Source organism: Bacillus sp. FDAARGOS_1420, from assembly GCF_019344915.1.
GTDB classification, from domain to species: domain Bacteria; phylum Bacillota; class Bacilli; order Bacillales; family Bacillaceae_G; genus Bacillus_A; species Bacillus_A mycoides.
The window spans coordinates 1414847-1435238 of record NZ_JAHWJB010000001.1 but is presented as its reverse complement, the minus strand read 5'-3'; the positions used below and the strand labels follow the sequence as shown (position 1 = coordinate 1435238).

Annotated in this window: 17 protein-coding genes and 1 pseudogene; 6 read left to right on the top strand and 12 right to left on the bottom strand. The window is 35.3% G+C overall.

From position 1 onward, the window contains the following. Positions 1 to 18: 18 nt before the first annotated feature. The 4 genes and pseudogenes from I6L50_RS07495 to I6L50_RS07480 form a co-directional block, all read right to left on the bottom strand. The gene (locus I6L50_RS07495; protein ID WP_002015986.1) at positions 19 to 453 is read right to left on the bottom strand and encodes a DUF3920 family protein; all 435 of its coding nucleotides are present in this window, start codon (positions 451 to 453) and stop codon (positions 19 to 21) included. 136 nt (positions 454 to 589) lie between these two features. Continuing rightward, positions 590 to 1084, bottom strand: a pseudogene (gene uptA, locus I6L50_RS07490) (undecaprenyl phosphate transporter UptA); the annotation flags it as partial. 37 nt (positions 1085 to 1121) lie between these two features. Next, positions 1122 to 2321, bottom strand: coding sequence for a cation:proton antiporter (locus I6L50_RS07485; protein ID WP_219301012.1), 1200 nt, complete (start codon positions 2319 to 2321; stop codon positions 1122 to 1124). Beyond that, positions 2322 to 2819 carry a cation:proton antiporter regulatory subunit gene (locus I6L50_RS07480; protein WP_002015988.1) on the bottom strand — a complete coding sequence of 166 codons (498 nt, stop codon included), beginning with the start codon at positions 2817 to 2819 and terminating at the stop codon, positions 2322 to 2324. A gap of 412 nt (positions 2820 to 3231) precedes the next feature. Here I6L50_RS07480 and I6L50_RS07475 point away from each other — a divergent pair, with 412 nt between their 5' ends. From I6L50_RS07475 to I6L50_RS07465, 3 genes are all read left to right on the top strand, one after another. Continuing rightward, a complete protein-coding gene (locus I6L50_RS07475) occupies positions 3232 to 4665 on the top strand; it encodes an alanine/glycine:cation symporter family protein (protein ID WP_219301011.1) in 1434 nt (477 codons plus the stop codon). A gap of 416 nt (positions 4666 to 5081) precedes the next feature. After that, on the top strand, positions 5082 to 5522 hold the full coding sequence (locus I6L50_RS07470; RefSeq protein WP_088008515.1) for a Dps family protein: 441 nt from the start codon (positions 5082 to 5084) through the stop codon (positions 5520 to 5522). Between the two features lie 412 nt (positions 5523 to 5934). Further along, entirely contained in the window at positions 5935 to 6132 is a 198-nt protein-coding gene (locus I6L50_RS07465; protein WP_000656312.1) for a hypothetical protein, read from the top strand. Positions 6133 to 6148: 16 nt separating this feature from the next. Here I6L50_RS07465 and I6L50_RS07460 read toward each other — a convergent pair whose 3' ends face one another. Both I6L50_RS07460 and I6L50_RS07455 read right to left on the bottom strand, forming a co-directional pair. Then, positions 6149 to 6430 carry a hypothetical protein gene (locus I6L50_RS07460; protein ID WP_002015993.1) on the bottom strand — a complete coding sequence of 94 codons (282 nt, stop codon included), beginning with the start codon at positions 6428 to 6430 and terminating at the stop codon, positions 6149 to 6151. Between the two features lie 107 nt (positions 6431 to 6537). Next, the gene (locus tag I6L50_RS07455) at positions 6538 to 7116 is read right to left on the bottom strand and encodes an LOG family protein (protein ID WP_012261956.1); all 579 of its coding nucleotides are present in this window, start codon (positions 7114 to 7116) and stop codon (positions 6538 to 6540) included. Between the two features lie 73 nt (positions 7117 to 7189). On the opposite strand from I6L50_RS07455, the gene I6L50_RS07450 reads away from it, so the two are divergent. After that, positions 7190 to 7513, top strand: coding sequence for a MazG nucleotide pyrophosphohydrolase domain-containing protein (locus I6L50_RS07450; protein ID WP_002143684.1), 324 nt, complete (start codon positions 7190 to 7192; stop codon positions 7511 to 7513). A gap of 53 nt (positions 7514 to 7566) precedes the next feature. Next, positions 7567 to 8073, top strand: a complete 507-nt coding sequence (locus tag I6L50_RS07445) for a ferritin (RefSeq protein ID WP_002015996.1) — start codon at positions 7567 to 7569, stop codon at positions 8071 to 8073. A gap of 25 nt (positions 8074 to 8098) precedes the next feature. Here the strand turns inward: I6L50_RS07445 and I6L50_RS07440 are convergent, their stop codons facing one another. From I6L50_RS07440 to I6L50_RS07420, 5 genes are all read right to left on the bottom strand, one after another. Continuing rightward, positions 8099 to 8332, bottom strand: coding sequence for a hypothetical protein (locus tag I6L50_RS07440; RefSeq protein ID WP_219301010.1), 234 nt, complete (start codon positions 8330 to 8332; stop codon positions 8099 to 8101). A 93-nt stretch (positions 8333 to 8425) separates the two neighbouring features. Then, positions 8426 to 9607 (bottom strand): NupC/NupG family nucleoside CNT transporter, encoded by a 1182-nt coding sequence (locus tag I6L50_RS07435; RefSeq protein WP_219301009.1) that lies wholly within the window; start codon positions 9605 to 9607, stop codon positions 8426 to 8428. A 352-nt stretch (positions 9608 to 9959) separates the two neighbouring features. Further along, positions 9960 to 11141, bottom strand: coding sequence for a NupC/NupG family nucleoside CNT transporter (locus I6L50_RS07430; protein WP_219301008.1), 1182 nt, complete (start codon positions 11139 to 11141; stop codon positions 9960 to 9962). 299 nt (positions 11142 to 11440) lie between these two features. Further along, positions 11441 to 12883, bottom strand: a complete 1443-nt coding sequence (locus tag I6L50_RS07425; protein WP_033708503.1) for an alanine/glycine:cation symporter family protein — start codon at positions 12881 to 12883, stop codon at positions 11441 to 11443. A gap of 222 nt (positions 12884 to 13105) precedes the next feature. Beyond that, positions 13106 to 14536: an alanine/glycine:cation symporter family protein gene (locus I6L50_RS07420; protein WP_219301007.1), complete on the bottom strand. Its 1431-nt coding sequence runs from the start codon at positions 14534 to 14536 to the stop codon at positions 13106 to 13108. Between the two features lie 300 nt (positions 14537 to 14836). Here I6L50_RS07420 and I6L50_RS07415 point away from each other — a divergent pair, with 300 nt between their 5' ends. Beyond that, complete coding sequence (locus I6L50_RS07415; protein ID WP_219301006.1) at positions 14837 to 15475, top strand: NAD(P)-dependent oxidoreductase; 639 nt, start codon at positions 14837 to 14839, stop codon at positions 15473 to 15475. A 44-nt stretch (positions 15476 to 15519) separates the two neighbouring features. Here the strand turns inward: I6L50_RS07415 and I6L50_RS07410 are convergent, their stop codons facing one another. Then, positions 15520 to 19938 carry a putative mucin/carbohydrate-binding domain-containing protein gene (locus I6L50_RS07410; protein WP_219301005.1) on the bottom strand — a complete coding sequence of 1473 codons (4419 nt, stop codon included), beginning with the start codon at positions 19936 to 19938 and terminating at the stop codon, positions 15520 to 15522. Between the last annotated feature and the right edge of the window lie 454 nt (positions 19939 to 20392).

Here is a 20392-nt window from a genome sequence, read left to right as displayed (position 1 = left end):
ATTTTCCTCCACTATGCTTCAGATTAAATTTCTATTTTTATATTCATCTAGCTTCCTCTCCGCGAAATGCCTCGCATCTTTCTCGATCCATCTTTCTTCGTATAGTTCATTTCCAACATATAGTACATCGTCCTTATGCTGCATCGCATGCCTGAATTCATGCAATAGCGTTTTGAGCACTTGCTCATACTCTTCCCACATACAAACGAAAATTAATTGTTTTTCTTTATGATAAAAACCACCTACTGGGAATAAAAACTCCTCTTCTTCTTCTCCTAATGATAAAAGTACATGATTCGCATCACACGTATCACAAAAAATAACTGGCGTTGCACTTACTTCAATAAGAGAAAACAAATCATTTCTTAACTTTTTGACATCCCAAGGAAGCTCCGAATCCAACACATACCAATTCTCAACTTGTTGATATACATTTTGAAACTGGAGTTCCATTTCTCAATAATCCCCTTCCTAAACTCCCTTTTCCTATATGTATGCCACAATATGGTAAATATTAAACATACACTTTCATCCTTTAAAAAATGACAATAAAAAAGAATCTATGTCAGCATAGATTCTTTTTCCGTAATCACTTTTTTTTCATCATTTTTTTTAATATAAAATAACCAATTGCACAAACAATAGCAGCAAGTGCAAAGTACTTCACATATGGCCCAGCTACTTTATTAATACTTTCCCACTCTGTTCCTAATTTAAAACCTAAATATACAAATACAATTGACCATGGAATAACAGCTAGTGTAGTTAGCGTAATAAACTTAGCATGTGACATTTTCGCAATACCCGCTGGTATCGAAATAGCATGACGCACAACAGGAATAAAACGCGCTGTAAAAATAACACCAGTTCCGTAACGATTAAACCACGCTTCAGCATAATCAATATGTTTCTTCTGAATCAAAATATATTTTCCATATCGCTCAAGAACAGGTCTTCCTCCGTATCGACCGATCCAATAAATGAATAGTTGTGCGATTACACCACCAATTGTACCGAACGCGACAGCCCCCCAAAATGTAATGCTTCCTGTTGATACTAAATAACCTGCATAAGATAAAAGTACAAGCAGTAAATATCTTGTACTTTTATTTTTTTAAAATTTATCTAGTCTTCGTATCCCACTTAAAGATTTTATTCAAAAATTTATATACATTCTTTGACTCTTTCGTCAGAAGTGGACCTAAGATCGATAGTATAAGCACGTATAGTGCTGAGAATGGTTTCAGTACTGACATTAAACCACCGGCGATGCCGATATTAGCCATAATGATGGAGAATTCTCCTCTTGAAACGATTGTTAATCCAATATTTGTTGATGCTTTATGAGATAATCCAGCTTGTCTTCCTGCAATCATCCCTGCAACAAAGTTTCCGACGATTGTAAGAAGGACAGCACCTAACGTTAACCATATCGCCCCGCCTAATGAAAACGGATCGATACTTAATCCGAAACTGAAGAAGAAAATAGCTCCGAAGAAGTCTCTAAATGGAACAACAAGATGTTCAATTCGATCACTATGCTCTGTCTCAGAGAAAACTAACCCTAAAAGAAGTGCCCCGATTGCTTCTGCAACGTGAATTGTTTCTGAAAAACCTGCAATAAAGAACAACGAAGCAAATACTACAATAATAAAAATTTCATCTGAACTAATATTGAGCAATCTGTTTAATAACGGCGTTGCTTTTCTAGCCACAATAAAGAATAGAAGCATATATCCTAAAGCAATTCCAATTGAAGTAAGAGCACCTAAGAAGGAAGCATGATCCCCAAGAACTAAGCCAGAAACTACTGATAAATATACAGCAAGGAATATATCTTCAAACATAATAATTCCTAAAATTAATTCGGTTTCATTATTACCAGTTCTTCTTAAATCAACTAATACCTTTGCAACGATAGCACTAGAAGAAATCGTAATAATACCCGCAATAATTAAGATTTCGAGTAATGGGAATCCCATTATAAATCCGTATAATAATCCTAGTGAAAAGTTAATCAAAATATAGATTGTTCCGCCAATCGCGATAGAACGTCCAGATTTAATTAGTTTTTTCATCGAAAACTCTAATCCGAGATAGAAAAGAAGGAACAGAACGCCAATCCTTCCAAGGAAGGATATCACATTTGCACTTTCAATAAATTTGAGATCGATAACACCTATTGTCGGCGCGTGCGGTCCTACTAACATCCCAAGAACAATTAGAAAAGGAATTACTGAGAATTTAAACTTTCCAGCAATTACCGCCGCAATTGCTACTAAAACTAAAGCTGTACCAACTTCAAAAATTAAAGTATCCATCTAGTCAGTCCCCCTATTCGAAAGTAATTCATTAATAATCTTTTTAATTTCTTCTCTCTCACCAGAAACTACAAGCATATCTCCCTCTTCAATCACCGTGTCTGGACCTGGATTAAATAGCTTTTTCATATTCTTTTTCATAACTGCAATTATCGTTACGCTATATGTTTTTCTTATTTCAAGGTCGCCAATTGTTTTTCCGATTGCTGGTGCTGCATTCTCCACTTTGAACCACTCAATTGCTAAACCTTCAAAGACCATCTCAACATTTTCTAGTGCCCTAGGCTTATATACCATCCCGCCTAATATTGCTGCAATTTGTCTTGCCTCTGAGTCGCGCAATGAAATGCTTGATAGACTTTCTTCATGGTCTGAATCGAAATGATACATTTCTCTACGTCCATCATCATGAATAACAATCACCATTTTTTCGTTACCTTTCGTAACGATTTGAAACTTGTAACCAATACCTGGAAGTTCACTTTCTCTAATATTCATCTTTAACTCCTCCTCAACGGATTTATATTTAAATTTTCTGTTTTTCTGTCTTTTATTCATCCAATCAATTTTAGAAATTCTAACCATTCAGGATATTTGTGATTTGGAAATCTTTTATTGTAATAATAAGCAGCTCCTAGAAACATACTTGAAGATGTAACGATAAAAAATAAATTACTTCTCGTTTTCAAAATCTTAAGGCTTACTTTCAATAAAGATTCTTCTTTCAAATTATCCCCTCTTTCTCGCTTTAAATTTAGTTTTTTAAAATGTAAATAATTCTAAAAACTTTATGATGTAACTTAATCATAACATAAAACACATTTAAGTAACATATTTTTTTTACAGGATTTGATTCTGGTATACTTTTTGCATATACTTTTCTTATTATGAAAAAAAGGAAGTGTATTATATGGTTGATATCTTTAGCAGATTCCTTGAAGTAACGAATAATATTTTGTGGTCATATATTCTTATTGCAATGCTAATCGGCTTCGGTCTTTATTTCTCTTTTAAATTAAAATTTGTCCAAATTACTCATTTCGGTGAAATGGTCAGTTTAATTAGTAAAGGGTTCAATCGAAAAGAAAAGAAAAAAGATAGCGTCTCTCCATTCCAAGCATTTTGCTTAAGTGCAGCTGCACGTATTGGTATCGGGAACTTAGCTGGTGTAGCACTAGCAATTTCAATGGGCGGACCTGGCGCAATATTTTGGATGTGGTTTATCGCCATTATCGGTGCAGCTACTAGTTTTGTAGAATGTACTCTCGCACAAATTTATAAAGTAAAAGACGGACGTGGATTCCGTGGTGGTCCTGCTTACTATATGGAAAAAGGCTTAAACAAGCGCTGGATGGGTATTTGGTTTTCACTTCTCATTACAGTTGCATACGGATTAATCTTCAACTCAGTACAAGCAAATACAGTAACAATAGCGTTTGAAAATGCTTTTGGACTAGAGCGAACTATCGTAGGAGCTGTATTAGCTTTATTAGTTGCTGTTATTATTTTTGGTGGTATTAAAAGCATTTCACGTATTACAGAATTGATTGTTCCTCCAATGGCAATCATTTATATCGGCGTAGCTGTTTTTGTCGTTATTAACAACTTCAATATGTTACCAAGCATTTTCATGGAAATATTTAACGGCGCATTTGGTTTAGACCAAGCCATCGCTGGTGGTATTGGAGCAGCAATCAAGTTCGGAATTCAGCGCGGTTTATTCGCGACAGAAGCAGGTATGGGGAGCTCTCCTAACGCAGCTGCAACATCAGATGTATCTCATCCTGTAAAACAAGGACTTGTTCAAGCATTAGGTGTTTTCGTAGATACATTCTTAGTATGTACATCAACAGCATTTATCGTATTATGTTCTGGACTTTACAAAGGATCAAATTTACAAGGAATTGAATTAACACAACAAGCATTAAGTTCACAAATTGGATCGTGGGCTAGCACTTTCTTAGCGATTATTATTTTCCTATTCGCTTTCAGTTCTTTACTTGGAAACTACTATTATGGTGAAACAAATATCGCATTCATTAAAGAAAGCAAAACATGGCTAATGATTTATCGTGTTGCAGTTGTAGGAATGGTTTTCTTCGGATCAACTGCTGCCCTTCAAACAGTTTGGAGCTTAGCTGATTTATTCATGGGACTAATGGTACTCACAAACTTAATTGCCATCTCATTCCTTAGCAAATTTGCCTACTCAGCATTAGTAGACTATATAAAACAAAAGAAACAAGGAAAAGATCCTGTTTTCCTTGCAAGTTCTATCCCTGGCTTAAAGAATACTGAGTGTTGGGATGGGCAAGATTTAGAAGAGAAGAAACAAGCTATATAATAATTAAAAGCGGATGCGGCTCGTTCAGAACAAGAGGGTGTTGGAACTCCTGATTCCGAGGCGCTCTTTGCCTCGAATGAAGGAGTGAAACAACCGACTGTTCTAGCCGCTGGAGCTGGATAGCATTAAAAGCGGATGCGGCTCGTTCAGAATGTGAGGAGGATGGAGCTTTTGATGTAGAGGCGCTCTTTGCCTCGCAGGAAGAAGCGAAGCCACCGAACATTCTAGCCACTGGAGCTATATATCAAATAAAAATCCCTATTACTTCACAGTAATAGGGATTTTTTATTTACAACAGTTCATAATTTGTTCAAATTAATTCCAGCAAAAGGGTTGATTTATACAAATTACTAGATTATAATAATTATAAATTAGTAATTCGTATAAAATAATAACTCAAGAGGAGATTGATCATAATGAATACACAAGTAATCGAAGCATTAAACAAACAAGTAGCAAACTGGAGCGTTTTATTTACAAAACTACACAACTTCCATTGGTACGTAAAAGGACCTCAATTCTTCACACTACATGAAAAATTTGAAGAGCTTTACACAGAATCAGCTACTCACATCGATGAAATCGCAGAACGCATTTTAGCAATTGGCGGCAAACCAGTAGCAACAATGAAAGAATACTTAGAACTATCTTCTATTCAAGAAGCAGCTTACGGAGAAACTGCAGAAGGGATGGTCGAAGCAATCATGAAAGACTACGAAATGATGCTAACTGAACTGAAAAAAGGCATGGAAATCGCTCAAGAATCTGACGACGAAATGACATCTGACCTACTACTAGGCATCTACACAGAACTAGAAAAACACGCTTGGATGCTACGTGCATTCTTGAATCAATAATAGAACTAAAAGCGGAAGCGGCTCGCTCAGAATGTGAGGGGGATGGAGCTTTTGACGTAGAGGCGCTCTTTGCCTCGCAGGAAAAAGCGAAGCCACCGAACATTCTAGCCGCTGGAGCTAGATACCACTAAAAGCGCAAGCGGCTCGTTCAGAGTCGCTTTTTTCTATTGATTGGTCGCACTTGATAATACATAAAATTATATCGATCGCAACTCACGATATATCAACGTTTCGACAAAGAATATCGCTTTACCAACAAATCACGACAATATTAGCCCCCCTCTCCTCTACTTTTATCAATATATTACAATCCCTTTTATGTTAAAATATAGGTAACACCCTTTAGTAAAATAGATCCAAAAAAGCTTTTCCATATTCATCATTTACTACTTAAATGGCGGGAGTGGTTCAGTTGAAAGACTACTTAATTAGAGCATTTTTTGCGTTAATAACAGTTGGGATTCTCTTACTCATAGCTAATATTTTCAACATACGTGTCGAGGTTAAAGACTATGCTTTCCTCGTTGTTGTAGCAATTGGTGGCGGCTGGGGTGGCTGGTACCTGTATAAAAAACAAAGTAATCAAAATGATAAAGGCATTCCGAAGTAATATGGAATGCCTTTTTTTATTTCCGTCTATAGTAGATAACGAAATTCAGACCACTGATCAAAACAATCCCAATAAACATATTAGAAGACTGCACATCGCCACCTAAACTATATTCATCAGCAATAAATCCTAGCATAACAAGTGTTATCGCAGAAACACCAATACATATAACCGAAATAAACCAAAGCGAAAACTCATTAATTAGCTCTTTCTTCTGTCTTAAAACAATTAGCATAACAAGAATAGACGCTGCTAAAATACTTTTAAAAACAGGACGTAAATACACAAACTCCTCCATCTATTTCTCCTTTTTGAAAACTTTATATTTTAACATTAACATATTTAACTATATTAAAAACACATGCCTTTTTACGATAAAAAGACATGTGTTTCTATAAAAATGTACTATGATAATTGCTTCCACTTCGTCCCCAAGACAGGACGCTCGTAATTTTGGATTTCATGAATTAGTTTATCTGCCGTCTCAGCGGAAACGATTAACTCTTTATTCGATGGATTCATAAAGCCTTCTTCCGCTGCGCGATCAACCATTTGCAGAATTGGCCCGTAAAAGTCTTTAATGTTTAATAAACCAACTGGCTTATCATGTATACCAATTTGTGACCAACATACAACTTCAAATAATTCTTCAAATGTTCCGTATCCACCTGGTAATGCAATGAAAGCATCCGCAAGCTCTGCCATTTTTGCTTTACGTTCGTGCATCGTTTCTACTTCAATTAATTCTGTTAATCCTGTATGAACGATTTCACCACGGAATAAACCACGCGGCATAACACCTGTTACACGTCCACCTAAACGAAGAACTTCGTTTGCTACTTCTCCCATTAATCCAACGCATGAACCGCCGTATACAAGCTCATAATCGTTCTCAACAAACATTTTCCCTAACTCTATTGCCTGCTCTTTAAATTCTGGTCTTCCCCCTAAATTTGAACCTGCAAACACACAAATCTTTCTCATTCCTACACCCCGAAACTATATATTGTTATGATACAATGAGTATTGTACAACATATTGAAGGGATGAGGAAGAAATGGATATCGTCGCATTTCAAAGATGGGTGGAGGAATTTTACGAAAAACGAAGCTGGTCACAGTACAACTCCTTTATTCGCTTAAATTTCTTAACTGAGGAAGTTGGAGAAGTTTCACGCGTTGTTCGCGCAATTGAAATCGGTCGTGATCGCCCTGATGAACAAATAAAAACACAAGAAGAGCTAAAACAAGAACTAAAAGAAGAACTTGGTGATGTACTATCCAATCTTATTGTTCTTTCACAAAAATATGATTTGGATTTACAAGACATTATGGAAACACACGTCACAAAGCTTTCAAAAAGATTTGAAACATCTAAATGAGAACATTATCAATTGTGATATAATGTTCTTGTCAAAATAATAAGGGGGATTTTATGTTATCTAAAAAATTGCACGACGCACTAAATGAACAAATGAATTTTGAATTTTATTCTGCCCACGCCTATATGGCAATGGCTGCTTACTGTACAGCGGAAAGCTACGATGGATTCGCTAACTTTTTCCTTGTACAAGCTGAAGAAGAGCGTTTCCACGCAATGAAGCTTTACAACTACATTAATGACCGCGGCGAGCGCGCTATTATTACTGGATTTGATCATCCTAATAACGAATATGAGTCTGTATTGAATGCTTTTGAAGTAGCACTTGAGCATGAACGTGAAGTAACGAAGCGCATTTATCACTTATCTGATATCGCTTGGGATGAGCGTGAACACGCAACAATTACCTTCTTAAAATGGTTCGTTGATGAGCAAGTAGAAGAAGAAGCTTCATTTGATAGCATCATCCAAAAATTAAAACGTATTACAAGCGATTCAAACGCACTATTTATGCTAGATGCTGAATTAGAGAAACGTACATTTACGCCTCCAGCTGAATAATATTTCAATCACCTTAATGAATGGATTAAGGTGATTTTTTTATTTCTTCTCTCAGCTTAATAACCTTACCCACATCTTTCTTATAAAACCTTGAAACCTTTTCAAAAAAGTCACTATGAGTAAAAGTCCCGTCTCCTTCCTCTACTATACTCAAATATCCATATATCAATTTTAAAAATGCTCTAGCATCTTCTCCAGTTAATTGATCAATGTTCTCTATAATCTCATCAAACTCCCTTAAACTATCTCGTTCTTTCACCCTAATTCCCCCTCTCAATATTATTTATCATACCAAAATAAAAAAGTCGTTCATCCCTCTAGGCGAGAGATAAACGACTTCTTTACTATTTTATTAAAGCATAACCCCAACGATAATCGCTGATAATATACTTACTAACGTTGCACCGTATACAAGTTTTAGTCCGAATGATGATACAACATTTGCTTGTTTTCCGTCAATACTCTTCGTTGCACCTGCGATAATTCCGATAGATGAGAAGTTCGCAAATGATACAAGGAAGATTGATAAAATACCTACTGTACGAGTTGATAACTCACCAGCTACTTTTCCAAGATCAAGCATTGCAACGAATTCGTTCGTTACTAATTTTGTTGCCATAATTTGTCCCGCTGCTAGCATCTCTGATGTTGGAATACCCATTACAAATGCTAATGGTGAGAAGATATATCCTAAAATGCTTTGGAATGTGATTCCGAAAATAGAATCGAACACACCGTTAATTGCTGTAATTAATGCTACGAAACCGATTAACATTGCCGCTACTGTTACAGCGATAGAGAAACCTAGCATAATATATTCGCCTAACATTTCAAAGAATGTTTGTTTCTTATCTTCTTGTAATTCTAAAATATCGTCTTCTTCGTTTACGTCATATGGATTAATGATATGAACGATAATGAATCCACTAAATAAGTTTAGTACAAGTGCTGTTACTACATATTTCGGATCAATCATTTTCATATAAGAACCGACGATTGACATCGATACTGTCGACATTGAAGATGCACATAGTGTATATAAACGATTTCTTGGTAATTTGCTTAGTTGATCTTTTACTGTAATAAATACTTCACCTTGACCAACAATTGCAGCTGCTACCGCATTATATGATTCTAGTTTTCCTAAACCGTTAATTTTACTTAATACGAAACCGACTGCACGAATGATAATCGGTAAAACTTTAATATGTTGTAAGATCCCGATTAATACTGCTAAGAAAATAATTGGTAATAATACTGTTAAGAAGAATGGTGCTTGTCCATCGTTTGCTAGACCACCAAATACGAAATTAACCCCAGCTTCCGCAAATTTTAAAATAGCGCCAAATCCATCTGCAATCCCTTTTACTAATACAAATCCGATCTTTGTATTTAGTAAGAAATACGCAAGTACCAATTGAATTACGAGCATAAGTGCAATTGGTTTATATTTAATTTTCTTACGATCTGAACTTATAAGGAAACCTAGTACAAATACTACAAGTAAACCGACTAGAAACATTACTATCTTCATGTGTGAATCCTCCACTTCTCCCACGAGTTATTGGTCGTATAACGTATAACGAATGACGTCTGACCATTGATGTTAAAAAAATTTAAAATCCCTAAATATTATTCAACTGTTATCTAAAATCAGTAAGCGTTTACATAAATTGCAATTTATAAAAGGTAGCCTCTTCTCTCCTACCATACTTGAAAGTCTGAAATTGATACCACCTACAAATCAAATTGTAAGCGTTAACTAATCGAAATGCAATATAAATTTTAAAATATTTTTATATGTTAATATATTCCTAAATAATTGGTTTTTTCATGTAAATTTACCATAAAAAAATAGCCCTAGCTATGAGCTAGGACCATCTTTTTTATAGCATAACACCAACGATAATCGCTGATAAAAGACTTACTAATGTCGCACCGTATACAAGTCGTAATCCGAATGATGAGACAACGTTTGATTGGTTTTCATCGATCCCTTTCGTTGCACCCGCGATAATTCCGATAGATGAGAAGTTCGCAAATGATACAAGGAATACAGAAAGAATACCGACTGTACGAGCTGATAAATCACCAGCTACTTTTCCAAGATCAAGCATTGCAACAAACTCGTTTGATACTAATTTTGTTGCCATAATTTGTCCCGCTGTTACCATTTCTGATTGCGGGATGCCCATTACGAATGCTAATGGTGAGAAAATATATCCTAAAATAGCTTGGAATGTAATACCGAACACTGAATCAAACAAGCTATTGATTGCTGTAATTAATGCTACGAAACCAAGTAACATTGCTGCTACCGTAATCGCAATCGTGAAACCAAGCATAATATATTCGCTCAGCATTTCAAAGAATGACTGTTTTTTCTTATTTTCTAACTTCAGTGTATCTTCTTCTTCCGTAATATCGTACGGATTAATAATATGAATAATAATGAAACCACTAAATAAATTTAATACAAGTGCTGTTACTACATATTTTGGCTCAATCATTTTCATATAAGATCCAACGATCGACATCGATACTGTCGACATGGAAGATGCACATAGTGTATATAAACGATGTTTTGGGATTTTACTTAATTGATCTTTTACTGTAATAAATACTTCTGCTTGCCCAACAATTGCAGCCGCTACTGCATTATATGATTCTAATTTCCCTAAACCATTTACTTTACTTAACAAAGTACCAATAGCACGAATAAATATCGGTAAAATTTTAAAGTGTTGCAGAATTCCGATTAACACTGCAAAGAATACGATTGGTAATAAAGCTGTTAAGAAGAATGAAACCTCTCCTTTATTAACAAGACCACCAAATACGAAAACGATTCCAGATTCCGCATATCCAAGAAGTGCTCCAAATCCATCTGAAATTCCTTTTACTAAAATATAACCAATTGGCGTATTTAATAAGAAATACGTTAACGCTAGCTGAATAACAAGCATAATTGCGATTGGTTTATACTTAATCTTCTTACGATCAGAACTTATAAGAAAGCCGAGTACGAATACAACTAGTAGTCCTACAAGAAACATAACAAACTTCATTAATAAAATCCTCCATTTAACTCTTCATTAACGTTGAACGTCTGACTACTCAAAACAAGGAATAATCCGAACTTTCCATTTCTCCTCCAAAACCTTCAATCGGATATGAAAAGCCATAAAATCTCTTGTCTCAAAGCCATTTTCCATTCTAACACAAATTATAACTCACATCCGCACTTTTCTTAAAAAAAATACATTTTATTATAAAACACTCATTAATGTTCGTATTTTCCCTCTTCCTTTAGTTTATCACCATAAAAAAACGAGCATCAAATTCCTCTGATGCTCGTTCCTTTTTGTTATACAGCTTTTTCTTTATCTGCTACTGCTGGCTTGTCCCAGCACTCTGTATTGTTTAAACCAGGAATAGACTCCGCATAAAAGACTGGATCTTTTCCTTGTTTCTTTTGTTTTACGTAATCTGATAATGCCGCGAAAGCATACTTAGAAAGGAATACAATCGCCACTAAGTTAATAATAGCCATGATACCCATGAATAAATCTGCTAAGTCCCAAACAATTTGAATTGTTGCTACAGAACCTAACATAACCATACCAAGTACCGCGATTCGATAAACATTTAGTAAAACTTTACTTCCATTTAAAAACTCAATATTTGTTTCACCATAGTAGTAGTTACCTACTAATGAACTAAATGCAAACAAGAAGATTGCAACTGCTACAAATATAGAAGCCCACGGTCCGATATGTTGACTTAATGCTTGTTGCGTTAATTGAATTCCGTTTAAATCAGCCGCTCCAGGCACATCTGATAATAAAATGATAAATGCTGTACAACTACAAATTAATAATGTATCTGTAAATACCCCTAAAGTTTGAATGAAACCTTGTTTCACTGGATGCGTTACGTTTGCAGTCGCAGCTGCGTTTGGCGCACTACCCATACCTGCTTCATTTGAGAATAATCCACGTTTTACCCCTAGTAAAATCGCAGCTCCTAATCCCCCACCCACTACTTCTTTAATTCCGAAAGCATGTAAGAAAATTTCTTTAAATACATATGGAATTGCCGTAATGTTTGTTACAACAACGAATAATGCCACTGCTACATATATAATTGCCATTACTGGAACAATCATTTCAACCGCACGTGCAATACGTTTTACTCCGCCGAAGATAATGATTGCAAGTAAACCAGCCATAAACAGACCTACAAACTTACCATCTGTGTTAAATGCTCCATCAAAAGCCGCCGCTACTGTGTTTGACTGCACGGCGTTGAAAATTAATCCGAAACTAACTGTTATTAGAACAGAGAAGACAACTCCTAGCCAGCGTTTCTTTAAACCCTTTTCCATATAATACGCTGGACCACCACGGAACGCATTCCCATCTTTTACTTTATAAATTTGCGCTAATGTGCTCTCTACAAATGCAGAAGCACCCCCAATTACCGCGATTAACCACATCCAGAATACCGCTCCTGGTCCACCTGCTGAGATTGCGATAGCTACACCAGCTAAGTTACCAGTACCTACACGAGAAGCTGTACTCATACAAAATGCTTGGAATGACGATACACCACTTTTTTCTTTTTGCGCTTTTCTTGTTTTTGAACTCGCTCCATCCCCAAGTAAACGAATCATTTCTCCAAAGTAACGTATTTGAACAAACTTTACTCGGAAAGAAAAATAAAGCCCCAGTCCAATTAGCATTGCAATAATAATATATGACCATAGAACATTATTTATATCCCCAATAACACTAGTTAAAAAATCCATCATTGCGTTCCCCCTCTTCATAACACTAAGAAGATTATATTCTAAAAACTTTTAACAATCAAGAATTTTCGACAAGAAATGTAAGGTTTTATGACATGAAAACGTTAACAATTATAACATCCGTATTTTTTATAGACATTATATCAATCATCTTTTAGCCTTAATATCATTAATTACAATAAAAAAACAAGCATCGAATTCATCTCGATGCTCGCCTTTTTATTATACTGCTTTTTCTTTATCAGTTACCGCCGGCTTATCCCAACACTCTGTGTTCATTAAACCAGGGATAGAATCTGCACGGAAGACTGGATCTTTTCCTTGTTTCTTTTGTTTCACATAGTCCGCTAATGCTGCATATGCAAATCGTCCAAGAAGTGTAATCGCAATTAAGTTTGTAATTACCATTAGACCCATAAATAAGTCTGCCATATTCCATACAACTTGAAGCGTCGCAATAGAACCGAATAACACCATTCCCACTACCGCAATACGGTAAATCGTTAACCAAGTTTTACTTTGCTTAATAAACTCAATATTCGTTTCACCATAATAGTAGTTTCCTAGAAGTGAACTGAAAGCAAATAAGAAAATGATAATCGCTAAGAAGCTACTTGCCCATGGGCCAATTTGTGAACTTAATGCATTTTGCGTTAATTCAATACCTTCTAAATTTGTTGCTTTATATGCACCAGAACATAGTACGATAAACGCTGTTGATGTACATACTAAGAACGTATCTACTAAAACACCGATTGTTTGAATAAAACCTTGTTTCGCTGGATGCGTTACATCTGCTGTTGCCGCCGCATTTGGCGCACTCCCCATACCCGCTTCATTCGCAAATAATCCGCGCTGAATACCAAACTTCATTGCAGCACCAATACCGCCACCTACAGCTGAATCTAAACCAAATGCCCCTTTAAAGATTTCTGTAAACATATCCGGTATTAAATAATAATTTTTAATAACGACGAAAATTGCTACTGCAATATAAATAAGCGCCATTGGCGGAACGATCATTTCAGACATACGCGCAATACTTTTTACACCACCAAAAATAATAACCGCGACTAATACCGCAAGTACAATCCCCACAACATAACGCTCAATACCAAATGCATTTTTAAATGCTAATGTCACTGTATTCGCTTGTACGGAGTTGAAAATTAATCCGTAAGTAATTGTAATTAGAATAGAGAACCAAATTCCCATCCAACGTTTATTTAAACCTTTTTCCATATAATAAGCAGGACCACCACGGAAGCCACTGCCATCTTTTACTTTATAAATTTGTGCAAGCGTACTCTCTACGAAGCTCGAAGACGCACCGATAATCGCAATCACCCACATCCAAAATACAGCTCCTGGTCCTCCCATAGAAATAGCTAGCGCTACACCAGCTAAGTTCCCGATTCCAATACGAGCCGCTGAACTCATACAAAATGCTTGGAATGATGATACACTGCCTTTTTTACGTGTCTTTCCAGTTAATCCATCACTCATTAGTCGAATCATTTCCCCTAAATGAGTAAGTTGTACGAATTTCAATTTAATAGAAAAATAAAGACCTAAACCAATTAACATTGCAATAAGAATATATGACCAAAGAATTGTATTCGTTGATGAAACAAATTGCTCTAAAATATTCATACAATTAACCCCTCCTTTTCTCCATAAAACGAATTATATTTAAAAAACATTTAAAAATCAACATTTTTCGACAATTTACACTTTTCCAAATGTTAGTGATTATAACGTAACAATCTTTTTATGACTCTCCTCCCTTTAAATGTACATACTAAAACAAAAAATAAATTTACAAACAACACCATTGACAAAAAGACCAACCTGTAACTATAATGGTTACATCAGGTTGTAACAAACCTAATTACAATACATTCATTTACTTTCAGATATACATTTTAACAAAACACTTTGGAGGGATTTATTATGAAAATCGGAATCATCGGAGCAACTGGTAAAGCAGGAAGTCGCATTTTAAAAGAAGCTTTAGATCGCGGACATGAAGTAACTGCAATCGTAAGAAGCGCTGCAAAAATCACAGAAGAAAATGTAAAGGTTCTAGAGAAAGATGTATTCGCTCTTACATCTAACGACCTACAAACATTCGATGTAGTTGTAAATGCATTCGGTGCTCCAGCCGGACAAGAACATCTTCACGTAGATGCAGGAAACGTACTTATCGAAGCTATGAAAGGTGCACCTAATACAAAATTACTTGTTGTTGGCGGCGCTGGTAGCTTATTTGTAGACGAAGAGAAAACAACACGTGTATTTGATACACCAGGATTCCCAAATGAATATCTTGCAACAGCTCAAAACCAAGGTAAAAACTTAGAAATCCTAAATCAAACAAATGATATTACTTGGACATTCATTAGCCCTTCTGCACTATTTGCATTAGGAAAACGCACTGGCTCTTATACAGCTGGCAAAGACAACCTTCTTGTTAATGCGAAAGGTGATAGCTACGTAAGTTACGAAGACTTCGCAGTTGCAGCACTTGATGAAATCGAAAATCCAAAACATGTAAACGAACGCTTCACAGTAGTTTCTGAAGCTGAGTAATAGAAAAAAATGCGCGTAGATCCAATATCTACGCGCATTTTTTATTACAATATTCCCTTTACTAGTTCTAATCCACTTTGAGTGATTTTAAATGCAACTTCTGCTGAGGCTACTTGTTCTGCTAACTCATTCTTTTTATACCATTTCAGACGACTTGGTTCTGCATGATACACTTTTACAACATCCCCATACTCAAATGGAGTACCATTTACTTGTTCTGCAAAATTCTTTGAGGTTTCTTGACCGTCTGCTGATATATGCTTTTTCTCATTTCCATTTTGATCGTAAATCGCAAAACCTAAATACTGTTCATTCACAAAACGATAATGAATCACATCATTCGTAAATGTTGCATGTAATTTCTTTTCGTCATGATTTAACGTAACAATAGAACGTGTAACATTGGACACACCTTGATACACCAGGCTATCTCCATACGTCACTTCAATCGGTACTTCTGTTATTGTCTTATTCCCAAAACGATCTTTCGTCTCTACTTTTACTTTTTGCTCACCGAGTTTCATTGTGTCTGGTTTCTCTACAAATCCAATTACTTCTCCGTCTTTTACTTCAACAAAGTTTTTCACTTCTAACTTTTCAGCATCTGTTCCGATTACTACTTTTTGCTGTACTGCCTTTACTTCTTGTAGAGCTTCTATTCTTTCAAAACCTTTTTCTGTTACTTTAAAGAATAATTCTTTTTCTACTTTCGCCTTACCTTGACCAGTAAAGTTATTATTTTGATACCAATTAAATCGATCCGATTCTGCATGATACACTTTTACAACGTCACCGTATTCAAATTCTAAGCCGTTAATCGCTTTTGCAAACTCTTTCGTGTTTTCAACACCTTTTACAGTCGCTTTCTTCTTCTCTATTCCTTTTTGATCTAATAATGTAAATTCAAAGTACGTTTCTTCTTTAAAATAATGGTGCACCGGATTCGAATCAGCTGTCGTACTGAATTTTTTCTGATCATGTTGCAATGTTACAATCGATTTAATATCAGTACTATAATTTAGCCCTTTAAATACCAAGCTATCCCCATACGTTACTTCTAGTGATACTTCCGTTACTTTCTTATTCCCGAAACGATCTTTCGTTTCTACCTTTACTTTTTGTTCTCCGATTTTCGTTGTATTTGGTTTCTCTACAAAACCAATCACTTCTCCATCTTTCACTTGAACAAAATCTTTTGCATTTAATTTTGCATCATCTGTTCCGATTACTATTTTTTGTGGTACTGCCTTTATTTCTTGCTGAGCTTCCATTCTTTCGAAACCTTGCTCCGTAACTTTAAAGAACACTTCATGAACGCCATACTGTGCATCCACGAATTCATTGTTTTTATACACTTTAAATCTATCAAACTCTCTTTGATACACTTTTACTATATCGCCATATTCGAACGACATTCCCTTAAATTGCTCTGCGAATGCTTTCGTATTTTCAGACGCTTTTACAGATACTGCTTTCTTCTCTTTCCCATCTTTATCATATACAGTCATTCCCATATATTTCTCATCCGCAAATGAAGTATGCATTTTACCTTCTGAATCTGTTGTACCGAATTTCTTCTCTTCATGGTTCAAAGTTACAACCGATTTAATGTTTGTTCCGCCATAACTTGTACCAAAGAACATAATGCTATCTCCGTAAATTACTTCTAACGGCACTTCTGTCACTTTCTTATTTCCAAAACGATCTTTCGTCTCTACCTTTACTTTTTGCTCACCGATTTTTGATGTATTTGGTTTCTCTACAAATCCAACTACTTCTCCATCTTTTACTTCAACAAAGTTTTTCGCTTCTAACTTTTCTACATCTGTTCCAATTACTACTTTTTGTGGATTTACTTTTACTGTTTGCTCACCGTCTAACCTTTCAAATCCATTTTCAGTAATTTTGAAGACTAATTCCTTTATCTCCTTACTGTTTCCTTCTCCCACATATAAATCTTTTTGGTACCAATGTAAACGAGAAGATTCTGCATGGTATACTTTCACAACATCTCCATACTCAAATGCAAGTCCATCTACTTCCTTGGCAAAAGCTTTCGTATTCTCCAAACCTTTTACCGCTATATTTTTCTTCTCTGTTCCCTCTTTATCGTACAGTGTGAATTCAAAATACTTCTCATCTTTAAAGTAATCATGAATCAGATTCTTTGTATCTGTTACACTCAGTTTTTTCGTATCATGATGTAACGTTATAATTGACTTCATATCGTCAGTACCATAGCTTAATCCATATACAAGTAAACTATCTCCATATGTTACTGTTAGAGGAACTTCCGTCACTTGCTTATTTCCAAAACGATCTTTCGTCTCTACTTTTACTTTTTGTTTACCGATTTTTGATGTATTTGGTTTTTCTGCAAAACCACTCACTTCTCCATCTTTTACTTGTACGAAGTTTTTCGCTTCTAACTTTTCAACATCTGTTCCGACTACTACTTTTTGCGGGACTGCTGTTACTTCTTGTAAACCATCTTTAAACTCGAACCCTTGCGGAGTGATTTGGAATAATTTCTCTTTTTTATTTTTAGCATTTCCTTGATCTACAAGTGCGTTATTTTGATACCACTTCAAACGGTCTGGTTCTGCATGGAATACTTTTACTACATCACCATATTCAAAATCCAATCCATTTAGTTCAAGCGCAAATCGTTTTCCATTTTCTTGCCCTTCTGCCGATACACTTTTCTTTTCAATCCCATTTCGATCATATACCGTTAAGCCCATATATTCTTCTTTTTCAAAACGGTAATGTATTTTATTATTAGTAAAGTTTACATTTAATTTTTTTTCATTGTGACGAAGCATCACTGTGGACATTACTTCATTTGAAAGTCCTTGAAAAATTATACTGTCACCATAAACTCCATTAACTTGGACAGGAATTGAATTTTTATTTCCTTTCTCATCTTCAATTTCTACTAACACTTCCTGTTTTCCATTCTCTAATTTAGGCCATATGATCTTACCTGTTACTTTTACATTCTCACCTAAATTTTGAACAAGTTTACTCGCCTCGTTTTCATCAGAATCCGTACCAACTAAAAGGTTTTGTACCTCATTAGCAGGTTCACCATACGGAACCTTATACGGTTCAACTTGCCTCTCGCGAATATCATTACTATCAGTAGCTTTCCATATTTCCTTTTCTAATTTAGGTAAATTTAATTTTTCTATCTTCTCTCTAGTATCATCATTTGGCGTTAATCCCCATTCCTCAAAGAAAGGAATTAAATTTTGCCCAACCACTTTTGATGTCATATAAATAAATAGTTGCTTTTTCTCTTCATCAGAATTAGGCATTTCACTCTGAGGCAACAAACGATAAGCTTGATGTAACCTAGGATAAAAATGTTCTCCATACACTACATTTAATTGCCAAAACATTGTAAGAGGATTGATTTCATCAATGACCCTTTCTGCTTTAGGTCTCTCTAAATACTCAAATGACTCTTTATAGTGCTCATCCATTTCTAATTGATTCCCTAATGCCTTTTGAACAGCTAATGAGTAAATATTTACTGTGACTTCCCTTACTTTAGACCACTTCCAAGGTTCTTGCTGATGTAAATGTCCAACTTCATGCCATGGTCCCCAGCCATCCTTTTCAAGTACTTCTAAATCTAAAACTCTATTCATTGCCGTCGGGATATATCCTGTATGATAATTTGTCGCAAACATAAAGTTCCCTTCAGCAGGCTTCCGTTTTTCAACAAACTGAACATAATGAGTTGGAGATTTTGCAACCCCAACACCGTCCTCAGATAATCCTGCCACTGCGTTTTCCAAACGAATAATCTTATCGTGTAATTTCATTAGCTCTGTTGGATCCGTATTCTTCATATATTTCTGCACAGAATCGTAAGTAGTAGTAATTAAGCTTCTCTCACCTTTTAATTCAACTGCATAAGGATCCTTATATTTTTTTAACATTTCACCCCAATCTTTTTTCGTATGTTTACCTAAAATAAACAAAGGGAAATGGCTACCACCATTCGTAACTGAAGCTGTTACCTCTCCTTCGTTATTCATATTATAAAAATATAAAATACCGCCTCTTGGAGATGAAATAACGTTTTTCCCTGGTTTTAAATCAAACTCTTCTGGATCCTTTTCATCATAAGATCTCGTTCCTATGAAAGCTTGAATAGACTGCGTTCCTTTTATGTCAATTGTAATCTCTTCATTTGGCGCTGCATAAATTCCAGTCGGCTCATTAGCAGAAAGTTTCCAAGTAACTCTTAAACGTTTATTTTCTTCATCTACGCTACCTTTACCCGGCAACTGAAACGTCCTCTGCTCAAATTTATTCTCTTCTAAATTCCCACCCTTGTTCTCTTCCAAAGGCGCCGCATATCCTTTTGATGCTTCGAAAGCTACTGGTGATAACAATGTAGATATGCATATACCAGCTACTAATACCCTACTCGTCTTTTTCTTCGACATAATCTGTGTCCCCTATTCTTTTTGTAATACAAACCATCATAGATATATTCATTTAATGCAAAATCAAATTATCTTTATACAACCATTTAAAATACACAGCAAAACTTCGCTTACCAATACCGCTCACCTTTATTCCCTATATGTATTCGCTTTCTTATATAACAAAAATTTTTAAGTATAAAATTCCTTCTCATCTCTCTCTATGTTTTGTGATGAGTTCTCCTTTTTTCATCGCGGGATAATGATAAGAAATACATTTTAATAGGTATTGTTGTCTATACATGAAAAATGTGTATAAAAATATCGTTTTTTTACAATTCATTCATAGGCATCCATCTATGGACAGTTTTTCCAAAGTGAATTGTACACGATTTCTTTCTTGTTAGATAGACATTTCAATTAGATTAATATTACAATTTCATGAATTTAATCCAAAAATCTTAATGTTTAGATT

Excerpts from the sequence above, each read along its gene's own strand:
- I6L50_RS07495 (WP_002015986.1), bottom strand. The coding sequence starts at position 453 with ATGGAACTCCAGTTTCAAAATGTATATCAACAAGTTGAGAATTGGTAT.
- I6L50_RS07485 (WP_219301012.1), bottom strand. The coding sequence starts at position 2,321 with ATGGATACTTTAATTTTTGAAGTTGGTACAGCTTTAGTTTTAGTAGCA.
- I6L50_RS07480 (WP_002015988.1), bottom strand. The coding sequence starts at position 2,819 with ATGAATATTAGAGAAAGTGAACTTCCAGGTATTGGTTACAAGTTTCAA.
- I6L50_RS07475 (WP_219301011.1), top strand. The coding sequence starts at position 3,232 with ATGGTTGATATCTTTAGCAGATTCCTTGAAGTAACGAATAATATTTTG.
- I6L50_RS07470 (WP_088008515.1), top strand. The coding sequence starts at position 5,082 with ATGAATACACAAGTAATCGAAGCATTAAACAAACAAGTAGCAAACTGG.
- I6L50_RS07460 (WP_002015993.1), bottom strand. The coding sequence starts at position 6,430 with ATGGAGGAGTTTGTGTATTTACGTCCTGTTTTTAAAAGTATTTTAGCA.
- I6L50_RS07455 (WP_012261956.1), bottom strand. The coding sequence starts at position 7,116 with ATGAGAAAGATTTGTGTGTTTGCAGGTTCAAATTTAGGGGGAAGACCA.
- I6L50_RS07450 (WP_002143684.1), top strand. The coding sequence starts at position 7,190 with ATGGATATCGTCGCATTTCAAAGATGGGTGGAGGAATTTTACGAAAAA.
- I6L50_RS07445 (WP_002015996.1), top strand. The coding sequence starts at position 7,567 with ATGTTATCTAAAAAATTGCACGACGCACTAAATGAACAAATGAATTTT.
- I6L50_RS07435 (WP_219301009.1), bottom strand. The coding sequence starts at position 9,607 with ATGAAGATAGTAATGTTTCTAGTCGGTTTACTTGTAGTATTTGTACTA.
- I6L50_RS07430 (WP_219301008.1), bottom strand. The coding sequence starts at position 11,141 with ATGAAGTTTGTTATGTTTCTTGTAGGACTACTAGTTGTATTCGTACTC.
- I6L50_RS07425 (WP_033708503.1), bottom strand. The coding sequence starts at position 12,883 with ATGGATTTTTTAACTAGTGTTATTGGGGATATAAATAATGTTCTATGG.
- I6L50_RS07420 (WP_219301007.1), bottom strand. The coding sequence starts at position 14,536 with ATGAATATTTTAGAGCAATTTGTTTCATCAACGAATACAATTCTTTGG.
- I6L50_RS07415 (WP_219301006.1), top strand. The coding sequence starts at position 14,837 with ATGAAAATCGGAATCATCGGAGCAACTGGTAAAGCAGGAAGTCGCATT.
- I6L50_RS07410 (WP_219301005.1), bottom strand. The coding sequence starts at position 19,938 with ATGTCGAAGAAAAAGACGAGTAGGGTATTAGTAGCTGGTATATGCATA.